5 protein-coding genes and 1 pseudogene are annotated in these 11,348 nt (G+C 70.9%); 2 read left to right on the forward strand and 4 right to left on the reverse strand.

Annotated elements, in window-relative coordinates; translation table 11 throughout:
* Positions 1-5: 5 nt before the first annotated feature.
* Positions 6-1,319: an ABC transporter substrate-binding protein gene (locus B100_RS0123605; protein ID WP_024886880.1), complete on the reverse strand. Its 1,314-nt coding sequence runs from the start codon at positions 1,317-1,319 to the stop codon at positions 6-8.
* 25 nt (positions 1,320-1,344) lie between these two features.
* A complete protein-coding gene (locus B100_RS0123610; RefSeq protein ID WP_024886881.1) occupies positions 1,345-2,562 on the reverse strand; it encodes an ROK family transcriptional regulator in 1,218 nt (405 codons plus the stop codon).
* Between the two features lie 278 nt (positions 2,563-2,840).
* On the opposite strand from B100_RS0123610, the pseudogene B100_RS34190 reads away from it, so the two are divergent.
* Positions 2,841-6,914: pseudogene (locus B100_RS34190) on the forward strand (discoidin domain-containing protein).
* A 224-nt stretch (positions 6,915-7,138) separates the two neighbouring features.
* Positions 7,139-8,194 (forward strand): PP2C family protein-serine/threonine phosphatase, encoded by a 1,056-nt coding sequence (locus B100_RS0123620; RefSeq protein WP_051490040.1) that lies wholly within the window; start codon positions 7,139-7,141, stop codon positions 8,192-8,194.
* A 117-nt stretch (positions 8,195-8,311) separates the two neighbouring features.
* Here the strand turns inward: B100_RS0123620 and B100_RS0123625 are convergent, their stop codons facing one another.
* Both B100_RS0123625 and B100_RS0123630 read right to left on the reverse strand, forming a co-directional pair.
* Positions 8,312-10,624, reverse strand: a complete 2,313-nt coding sequence (locus B100_RS0123625; protein ID WP_024886883.1) for an FdhF/YdeP family oxidoreductase — start codon at positions 10,622-10,624, stop codon at positions 8,312-8,314.
* Positions 10,625-10,659: 35 nt separating this feature from the next.
* A complete protein-coding gene (locus B100_RS0123630; RefSeq protein ID WP_024886884.1) occupies positions 10,660-11,280 on the reverse strand; it encodes an SRPBCC family protein in 621 nt (206 codons plus the stop codon).
* Positions 11,281-11,348: the final 68 nt, after the last annotated feature.

Raw genomic sequence — 11,348 nt, forward strand, 5'->3', positions numbered from 1 at the left:
CCCGGTCAGGCGGTGAAGAAGCGTGAGCGCTGGGACTCGATCTTCTTGAGGACGGAGGCGCCGTCGTCGGGATGGCCGAGCCACTCCACGAGCCCGGGCAGGACGACGGTGCCGATGAAGCCGGGGTCGCTGTCCCGGTCGGCGAACTGACTGATGTGCCGTGCGGAGTTGACGAGCTTGGCCGACTTGGTCTGCAAGGCGTTGTACGCGCTCGTGTCGGCCCGCTCGTTGGCGGCCAGGTTGCTCAGGTCGACGCCCATGTACAGCTCCTCGGCCCGGGCGCCGCCCAGGAACTGAAGGAACTTCTTCGCCGCCTCCTCGTTCTTCGGTTGCCGGCTCAGCATGAAGCCGTCGGTCGGTGCCTCCACGGCGTCCTGGCCGTGGGCACCGTCGATCTCGGGGAAGGCGAAGAAGTCGATGTCGGCGCGTATCGCCTCGTCGGTGATCTGCTGGCCGACGAACAGGCCGATGACCGCCATGCCGGACTTCTTGTCGATGAGCGACTGCGCGGCGTCCTGCCAGGGGCGGCCCGCGCCGCCGGACTGGTAGTACGGCGTCAGCTCGCGCCACAGGTCGAGGACGCGCAGCGCGCGCCTGTCGGTCCAGGAGACCTCGCCGCGCATCAGCTGCATGTGGAAGTCGTAGCCGTTGGCACGCAGGTCGAGGTAGTCGAAGGCGCCCAGGACGGACCAGCTGTCGCCGCCGCCGTAGCCGGAGGAGACGGGGGAGAGTCCGTCCTTCTTCATCCGCTTGGCCAGTGCGATGAACTCGTCCCAAGTGCGCGGGACTTCGTATCCGCGCTCCCGGAAGAGACTCTTACGGTAGAAGACCGCCCAGGGATAGTTGTAGAGCGGGACGAAGTAGTACTTGCCGTCGTGGCCCCGCGACAGCTGTTTGGCCGCGTCGCTGAAGCCGTCGCCGATGACGTCCCAGACGTCGTCGATCGGGCTCGCGAGGCCCTTCTTCGCGAAGTACTGCATGCGGTAGCCGGCGAACCACGTGAAGACGTCGTCCGGGGTGCCTTGAAGGTAGCTGGTGATGCTGTTCTGGAAGGTGTCGTGGTCGACCGTGTTGGTCTTCACCGTCAGGCCGGAGTCCTGCGAGAAGGCCTTGGTGACGGCCTCGTAGGCCTTCCTCGGTGTGGCGTCGGCGCCGTTCGACCCGAACGTGACCGTCTTCGGGTCGGCCCCCGGGCCGCCGCCGCAGGCGGAGAGGACGGGCGCGGCCAGGGCGGCCGCGGACAGGCCGAACAGCCCGCCGACCACTCTGCGCCGGCCGGGGCCCTGCCCGGCCAGGGGGACGCTGTTGTGCTGCGTCATGGGTCGCTCCTCGTGCTCGTGCGTGCTAGGCGCGCGCGGCAGCGCCGTGGGAGCGCTGCTGGTGGATGTCGGATCTGATGAAGCTCTGGATGGCGGTGGCCGCCGCTCCGCGCGCCCACTCCTCGAACGGCAGCGCACGGGTCCGCACGTCGCACCGCGCGGCCGAACCGAACGCGTACGCGGCGAAGGCGCCCCGGATCTGGTCGGCGAACAGGTCGTACGCCGCCAGCCCTTCGCCGGAGATGATCACCCGCTGGGGCCCGAACAGGTTGGCCACGGTGGCGATTCCGCGGCCGATCGCCTCGCCCGCGGCGGCGTAGACCTCCCGTGCTCCGGGAAGTCCCCGGCGTGCCAGGTCCACGGCGTGGGCGGCGTCGGTGACCGCGACCCCGGTCGCCTCGGTGATGCGGTCGACGATGGCCTGATCGGCCGCGATCGCCTCCACACACCCCCGGTTGCCGCACCGGCACACCGGGCCGGCCGGATCGATGGCGATGTGGCCGATCTCGCCGGCCACCCCGTGCGCCCCGGCCACCACCTTCCCGTGCACGACGAGTCCGCAGCCGATGCCCGCGCCGACGGTGACCAGCGCGAAGTCGGACAGCCCGACGCCGGCGCCGAACCACTGCTCGGCGACGGTCAGGGCACGCACGTCGTTCTCCACGGTGACCGGCAAGCCGGAGACGGCGTGCGCGAGTTCACCGAGGGCCACGTCGCGCCACCCCAGGAACGGCGAGTAGCGGACGGTGCCTTCGGCGCGGTCCACGTCACCGGAGACGGCGAGGCCCAGACCGAGCACCGGCACACCGAAACCCTCGGCCTCGGTGAGCAACTCCCGTACGAGCTGCGCGATGCGGGCGAGCACCGACCGCGGGTCCGGGTCCGTCAGCGGCAGATGCCGGGCCACACGGATCCGGCAGCACAGGTCGGTCAGGACACCGATGAGTTCGTCACCGGTCGCCTTGACCCCGACGAACCACGCCCGCCCCGGGTCGACCCGCACCGGATTGGCCGGCCGTCCCAGGGCCCGGCGGGCGTCGACGGCGTCTTCCGTGAGATACCCGGCGGCGATCAGCGGGCGCACCGCCTTGGTCACCGCCGCGGCGGACAGACCGGTGCGTTCGGCCACCTCTGAACGGGTGAGGGGACCGTGCGAGAGCACCGTGGTGAAGATCTCCGCGACGGCCGGAGTCTGTGCCGGGAAGGCCTCAGGAGGAGACGTCGAAGGGGAAGTCGACTGCATGGCCGGGAACTTAGGGGCATTATTTTCCGCTGTCAATGAAAGAAACAGGAGCTTGTGAAACCGAGGTGTGCCACGTCCGACCCGCACGAACCGATTGCGTGTGCGCTCCGTTGGCAACTGATCGCAGGTTACCCTTGCTGCTGGCGGCATCGTTGCCATCCGGAGGGTTGACAGGCGGCACCCGGCGGACCCAGCCTTTGGCAACGTTGTCATCCGGTTCCGCCTCACGGTGCGGAACCGGTCATCGCGCCCTGCGCTCCTGAGGGGACGTCACACTCATGACCGATCGATCGGGTCCGTCGCGCCTGCCGTCGCGAAGGGCCGTAGTCACCACGGGACCCGCCCTGCTGGCCGGGTTCGGCCTCGGTGCCGTGCTGCCCGCGTCACCCGCCGCTGCCGCCCCCGCCGGCCCGCGGGCCGGCGGGGAGCTGGCCCGCTACCGCCCCGTCACGGCGTCCTCCACCGCCTACGCCGCCACGCCCGGGTCGTTCGTCGTCGACCGCCTCACCTCCCCGGGCGTCAAGGGCAGCGGATGGCGTGCCGAGGGCGGCGATCCGCAGTGGATCGCCGTCGACCTCCAGGCGGCCGGCGAGGTCACGCGGATCCGTCTCACCTTCGAGGCCGACGCGTCCGACCCGGTGTACACGCCGCCCGTCGAAGGCAATGTGCACAGCGGCACCACCGGCGACGAGATCCAGTCGAGCTACTCCCTGGTCTTCGTGGTGGAGACCTCTCTCGACAACACGTCCTGAACAGCGGTGTACAGCACCACCCAGGGCACCGGCGGCGTGGTGGACATCCAGCTCGCGCGCCCCGCCCGCGCCCGCTGGGTGCGCCTGACGTCCCGGAAACGTTCCAGCCCCCTGCCCCTGGGGCTCAACGGCTTCGAGGTGTACGGCACCGCCGAGGGCCGTCGCCCCGCGGTGACCGGCTGGACCGACTGGGGGACCCGTCCGGGCAAGCCGCCGAAGCTGACCGTCGCCGACGACGGGACCGTCCCCGTGGAGTCCGGCTGGCGGCTCACCCTGGACGACTGGGCCGGGGCGGACGGCGCCCGCCTGTCGACGACCTCCGTGGACACCGGCGGCTGGCTGCCCGCCACCGTCCCCGGCACCGTGCTCGGTTCCCTCGTGGAGCAGGGCAAGCTGCCCGACCCCGTGGCGGGCCTGAACAACCTGCACATCCCCGAGGCCCTGTCGCGCCACTCCTGGTGGTACAAGCGGGACTTCGCGCTGCCGCGGGGTCTGCGCACGGGAGCCGGCCGGCACGTCTGGCTGGAATTGGACGGCGTCAACCACAAGGCCGACGTCTGGCTCAACGGCACACAGGTCGGCGAGCTGGTCCACCCGTTCGCCCGCGCCGCCCTCGACGTCACCGGGCACCTCGCCGAGCACGGCGACAACGCGCTCGCCGTACGGATCTCACCCATGCCGGTCCCCGGCAGCCCCGGTGACAAGGGCCCCCAGGGCGAGGCATGGGTCGACGCCGGCGCACAGCAGATGAACCTCAACTCACCGACGTATCTCGCCTCCTCGGGCTGGGACTGGATGCCCGCCGTACGTGACCGCGCGGCCGGCATCTGGAACCACGTCCGGCTCCGGTCGACCGGGCACGCCGTCATCGGCGACCCGCGCGTGGACACCGCCCTGCCGAAGCTGCCGGACGTGTCGGTCGCCGAGGTGACCGTGGTCGTCCCGGTCCGCAACGCCGGCACCGCCGACCTGCGCACCACGGTCACCGCGTCCTTCGACGGGGTGCGCGTCTCGAGGACCGTCACCGTGAAGGCCGGCCGGAGCGTGGACGTCGTCTTCGCCTCCGACGCGTTCGCGCAGTTGAAGCTGCACAACCCCAAGCTGTGGTGGCCCAACGGGCTGGGCGAACCACACCTGCACGACCTGACCCTGACGGCGTCCGCCGACGGCCGGGAGAGCGACCGCCGCACCACGACGTTCGGCATCCGCCAGTTCGGCTACGAGTACGACGTACCGCTGCCGTTCACCGCGTCCGGCGACGCCTGCACGCAGACCGTGACGTTCGAACGGCAGCAGGCCCGCTACGTCCGCGTCAGATGCCTCACCCGGGCCACCTCCTGGGGCAGCTCCCTGTGGTCCCTCTCCGTCGGCGACAGCGCCAGGCCCGGAATCGACCTCGCCCTGCACGCGACCGCGGAGGCCTCCAGCACCGACCAGGACGACCACGCGCCCGCCAACGCCACCGACGGCGACGACACCACCCGCTGGTCCTCGAAGTTCGAGGACGACCAGTGGATACGCGTCGACCTGGGCTCGGTCCAGTCCATCGACCGGGTCGACCTCATCTGGGAGCAGGCGTACGCCAAGACCTTCGTGGTCCAGGTGTCGGCGGACGACTCGGACTGGACCGACGTGAAGTCCGTCGACAACGGGGCCGTACCGCTGCCCTTCACCAACGGTAACGCCAGCCTCCAGATCGAGGACTTCGAGCGGACGACGGCACGCTACCTCCGCCTGCAGTGCGGTCTGCGCAACACCAGCTGGGGCAACTCCCTGTGGAGCCTGAGCGTCGTCGACACCGAGGACCCCGGCACCGACCTCGCCCTGCGCCGGACGGCCACCGCCTCCACCGAGGAGCACGACAACCCCGCCTCCCACGCCACCGACGGCGATCCGAACACCCGCTGGTCGTCCGCGTACGAGGACCACCAGTGGATCCAGGTCGACCTCGGATCCCCGCGCGCCTTCGACCGCGTCGCCCTCCTGTGGGAGACCGCCTACCCGAAGACCTACGTCGTCCAGGTGTCCGACGACGGCGACGACTGGACCGACGTCACGTCCGTGTCCAACACCCCCGACCCGCTGAAGATCAGCGTCAACGGCGTGCGGGTGCTGGCCCGTGGCGGCAACTGGGGCTGGGACGAACTGCTGCGCCGCATGCCGGCGGAGCGCATGGACGCGGCCGTGCGCATGCACCGCGACATGAACTTCACCATGATCCGCAACTGGGTCGGCAGCAGCGACCGCGAGGAGTTCTTCGCCGCCTGCGACCGCCACGGCATCCTGGTGTGGAACGACTTCCCCAACGCGTGGGGCATGGACCCGCCGGACCGTGACGCGTTCGTGTCGCTCGCCCGCGACACCGTGCTGCGCTACCGGATCCACCCCTGCGTCGCCGTCTGGTGCGGCGCCAACGAAGGCAACCCTCCCGCCGCCGTCGACAAGGGCATGCGGGGGGCCGTCCAGGACCAGGCACCCGGCCTGCTCTACCAGAACAACTCGGCCGGGGGAATCGTCACCGGCGGTGGCCCCTACGGCTGGGTGGAGCCGGAGAAGTACTTCGACCCGATGACGTACGGCAGCAAGGACTTCGGCTTCCACACCGAGATCGGCATGCCCGTCGTCCCCACCGCCGCGAGCATCCGCACCATGGCCGGCGACGAACCGGAGTGGCCGATCGGCGGCGCCTGGTACCACCACGACTGGAGCGAGCGCGGGAACCAGGCACCGCAGCACTACAAGGCGGCGGTCGAAGCACGCCTCGGCGAGGCCGGAGACCTCGACGACTTCGCCCGCAAGGCCCAGTTCGTCAACTACGAGAACACCCGCGCCATGTTCGAGGCGTGGAACGCCAACCTGTGGGACAACGCCTCCGGACTGATGCTGTGGATGTCCCACCCCGCCTGGCACAGCACGGTCTGGCAGACCTACGACTACGACTTCGACGTCAACGGCACCTACTACGGCGCCCGCACGGCGTGCGAACCCCTGCACGTCCAGGCCGACCCGGTGAAGTGGCAGGTCCTCGCCGTGAACCACACCTCGGCCGACCTGCGCGGCGCCACCGTCACCGCCGAGCTGTTCGACCTGGCCGGCCGGCAGCTCGGCGCGACCCGACGGGCCCGGGTCGACATCGCCCGGGCGGCCACCGCCCAGGCCTTCACCGCGGCATGGACGGAGGGTCTCCCCGACCTCCATCTCCTCCGGCTCACGCTGACGGACGCCAGGGGCACGGAGGTGTCGCGGAACACGTACTGGCGCTACCGCGACCCCGCGTCCCTGCGCGACCTGAACAGGACCAGGCAGGTCGAGCTGACCGGAGGGATCACCAAGGTGTCGCGTGCGGGGGAACGCCACGCACTGACGGCGACGGTCCACAACGCGGGAGCGGCGGTGGCCGCCATGGTCAGGCTGTCCCTGCTCGAGGCCGCCGGGGGCCGCCGGGTGCTGCCGACGCTGTACAGCGACAACTACCTGTGGCTGCTGCCCGGCGAGTCCCGCACCGTCCGCCTGTCCTGGCCGACCGAGGTGCGCGCGTCGAGGACCCCGGTCCTGACCGCGCAGGCCTACAACAGTCCGGTGGCGACACTCCGCGGCTGAGCGGCCGGCCCGTGCCGGTCCCGGCGACCCCGCGCCGGGACCGGCGCTCCCTGACAGGGCTGTCACAGGTTCCGCCGCCCCCGAGGCCGCGCACAGCGAGTCCGCCCGGCCCGCGGCTCCAGCCCACCGATCTGATGTCCATGTTGTCCGGATAAGATCCGTTTGTGATCCGCTCAGGAAGGCCCCGGCGCCGTCATCGTCCTCAGGCTGGCCAGCGGGACGCCGTGCTGCTGTCGCCAGTGATCGTCACCCTCATCATCACCGCCCTCGCGGCCTCCACGCCGAGGGAGATCGCCTTCAGCCGCCTGCTGACGGCCGCACCCGCCCTCGCCGCCGCACTGTGGCCCGTGCTCCCGACGGTCCTGCTGGGGGTGTTCTGCCTGCTGGTCATGATCAGCCTCAGCTTCTTCTACCCCGATCTGGGGACGCCGTACACGGCCGCCGCGATCGGTGCGGTCACCGCGGCGGCCGCGTACGCGAGCCATCTGCGGCTTCAGCGGGAGGAGACGCTGTTCCAGGTCCGGCTCGTCGCGGACGCGGCCCAGAAGGTCCTGCTGCGGCCGCTGCCGCACCGGGTCCACAGCATCGAGATCGAGTCGATCTATCTGGCGGCCCAGGAGCAGGCACGGATCGGCGGCGACTTCTACGAGGCCGCGGACACGCCCTACGGCATCCGTCTGCTCATCGGCGACGTGCGGGGCAAGGGCCTGTCCGCGGTCGGAGCGGCCTCCGCGGTGATCAACTGCTTCCGTGAGAACGCGTACGACCAGCCGGACCTCAGGGCACTGGTCCGCCGGCTCCAGACCACCATCTCCCGCTACAGCGCCAGTGTCCCCGCCGACGATCAGGCGGAGCACTTCGCGACGGCTCTGCTCGCCGAGATTCCCTACGACGCCGGACACGTCGACATCCTGAACTGCGGGCATCCGCCGCCGGTCTTCCTGCGCGGGGGAGGAGACGTCCAGGTCCTGGAGCCCACACTGACCTCGACGCCCCTCAACCTCGCGGCTCTCCTCGGGCACCACTACCACGTGGACACCGTCCCCTTCCTGCCGGGCGACCAGATGCTGCTCTGCACCGACGGCGTGACGGAGACCCGCGACGGCGCCGGCAGGTTCTTCCCGTTGGCGGACTGGGCGCGGCTGCACCGCCGGACGCCGCCCCGTCAGTTGCTGGACGGGCTGCACAAGGACCTGCTCCACTACGCGCGCGGACATCTCGACGACGACATCGCCGCCCTCGCCGTGCGCCGCCTGTACGCCCCGCTTCCTGACCGGTGACAGCCACGCCCTCGTCGGACCCCGGCGCACCGCCGGGCGGCTCGCGCACCTGCGTCGGCGCGAGCCGCCCGGCGAGAGCGAGGCCGGTGCGAGGGAGGCCGGTGCGAGGGAGGCCGGTCAGGCGGGTGCGGGGCGGGTCCCGCCGGAGGCGGGTTCGAGCCGGACGACGATGCCCTTCGACGTCGGCTGGTTGCTGATGTCGGCGACGCTGTCCAGCGGGACCAGGACGTTCGTCTCCGGGTAGTAGGCCGCGGCCGAGCCCTTCGCGGCCGGGTAGGGCACCACCTGGAAGTTCTCGGCCCGGCGCTCGGTGCCGTCCGCCCAGATACTCACCAGGTCGACGCGGTCGCCCTGGGACAGCCCCAGTTCACTCAGGTCGGCCGGGTTGACCAGCACGACGTGACGGCTGCCGTGGATGCCGCGGTAGCGGTCGTTGTTCGTGTACGGGACGGTGTTCCACTGGTCGTGCGAACGCAGCGTCTGCAGCAGCAGGTGACCCTCGGGCGCCCGGGGGACGACGGGCTCGTTGCGGGTGAACAGGGCCTTGCCGACCGCGTTGTTGAAGACCCCCTCGTTGACCGGGTTGGGCAGCTGGAAGCCCCCGGGACGGGTCACCCGCGCGTTGAACTCGTGGAAGCCCGGCACGACGCGGGAGATGCGGTCACGGATGGTGTTGTAGTCGCCCTCGAAGTTCTCCCAGGGGATGTCCGGCTTGCCGTCCAGGGTGAGGCGGGCCAGCCGGCACAGGATCGCCACTTCGCTGAGCAGCAGCGGGGACGCCGGTTCGAGCCGCCCCTGCGAGGTGTGCACCTCGCTCATGGAGTTCTCGACGGTGACGAACTGCTCGCCGTCGGCCTGGACGTCCCGCTCGGTCCGCCCCAGGGTCGGAAGGATCAGCGCCGTGTCGCCGCACACGGTGTGCGAGCGGTTGAGCTTGGTGGAGATGTGGGCCGTCAGCCGGCACGAACGCATCGCGTCCTCGGTGACCTCGCTGTCCGGGGCGGCACGGACGAAGTTCCCGGCGAGCGCGAGGAAGACCTTGACCTGGCCCTCACGCATCGCCTTGATCGATTTCACCGAGTCCAGCCCGTGCGCGCGCGGCGGGTCGAAGCCGAACTCCTCCCGCAGGGCGTCGAGGAAGGAGTCGGGCATCTGCTCCCAGATGCCCATCGTCCGGTCGCCCTGCACGTTGCTGTGGCCGCGCACCGGGCACGCGCCGGTGCCGGCGCGCCCCAGGTTGCCGCGCAGCATCAGGAAGTTGACGATCTCCCGGATGGTGGGTACGCCGTGCTTGTGCTGGGTGATGCCCATCGCCCAGCACACGACGACCCGTTCGCTCCGCAGCACCTCGTCGCGGACGGCCTCGATCTCCTGGCGGGTCAGTCCGGTCGCCGCGTGCACGTCGTCCCAGTCGACGGTGCGGGCGTGCCGGGCGAACTCCTCGAAGCCGGTGGTGTGGGCGTCGATGAAGGCGTGGTCCAGCACGGTGCCGGGGCGGGCGTCCTCGGCCTCCAGGAGCAGACGGTTGAGGGCCTGGAACAGGGCGAGGTCGCCGCCGGGCTTGATGTGCAGGAAACGGTCGGCGATCTGCGTGCCGCGGCCTACGACACCGCTCGGCTTCTGCGGGTTCTTGAAGCGCCGCAGTCCGGCTTCCGGCAGCGGGTTGACCGCCACGATCCGGCCGCCGCGCCGCTTGGCCTCCTCCAGCGCGGACAGCTGGCGCGGATGGTTCGTGCCCGGGTTCTGCCCGACCAGGAAGATCAGATCGGCGTGGTGGAGGTCGTCGAGACTGACGGTGCCCTTGCCGGTGCCGAGGGTCTCGCTCAGGGCGAAGCCGCTCGACTCGTGGCACATGTTGCTGCAGTCCGGCAGGTTGTTGGTGCCGAAGGCGCGGGCGAAGAGCTGCAGGACGAACGCGGCCTCGTTGCCGGCGCGGCCGGAGGTGTAGAAGACGGCCTCGTCGGGGGAGGCCAGCTCCCGCAGCTCCCGCGCGAGGACGCCGAGGGCCTCGTTCCAGTCGACGGGCTCGTAGTGGTCGGAGCCGGGCCGCTTGATCATCGGCTCGGTGAGCCGTCCCTGCTGGTTGAGCCACAGGTCGGAACGGGCGGCGAGGTCGGAGACACTGTGCTCACGGAAGAAGTCGGCGGTGATCCGGCGCGTGGTGGCCTCGTCGTTGATGTGCTTGGCGCCGTTCTCGCAGTACTCGTTGCGATGACGCCGGCCCGGGGCCGGATCCGCCCACGCGCAGCCGGGACAGTCGACGCCCCCCACCTGGTTCATCGTCAGCAGGTCCACCCCCGTCTTGCGCGGGGACGTCTGCTCCAGCGAGTACTCCAGGGCGTGCACGACCGCCGGGACACCGGCCGCCCACTTCTTCGGCGGTGTCACGGAGAGGGTGGTCTCCGGCTCCTCGCCGGGCGCGTTCTGCATCGGTTCGCCTTTCTCTTGCCGTGTCCGGTACGCGGTCAGCCGACGGGCCACTGGGCGACGCGGCTCCTGGGCGGTTCCGGGCGGTCGTGCTGCACACGGCCGTTGCGGATCGTGCCGCGCCAGGCCCCGCCCTCCTGACCCAGTCCCTCGATGAACCGCTTGAAGTTGACCAGCTCTCCGCGCACCAGCCGGGCGGCCATGTCGGTGGCCCGGGACGAGCGGGTCAGGATCCCCGCCACTCCCCTCGGTTCCAGGAGCATCCGGACGGTGATCGTGGTGCCCCCTGAGCCGTTCGGCCTGAACTCGACCTCGCCCTCGTGGGAGGGGTGCTGTTCGAGTCCGCGCCAGGCCAGGTAGGCGTCGGGGTCCTGCTCCACGATCTCGACCGCGAAACGGTGGCGCAGCGGCCCGCGGCCGAGGGTCCAGGCCGTCACGGTCGGCCTGACCTGCTCGACGCCGCGCACCAGGCCCGAGAAGCGCGGGAAGGTCTTGAACTGCGTCCACTGGTTGTACGCCGTCCGGACCGGCACCGCGACGTCGACGGTCTCCTCGACGTGCCGCCTGCGCAGCGGCCGGCGGCGCGTGACGCCGTCCCCGTCCGTACGCATCCCCGGCGTGTTCGGCACGGCCCGCTGGGTGTCGTCTTCGTGCGCCATCGTGGAATCTCCTCCGGTGAGGGTGCCGGCCGGGCGGGTACTCGGCGTCACCCCCTGTGTCGTGACTC

The organism is Streptomyces sp. CNH189 (genome assembly GCF_000527195.1).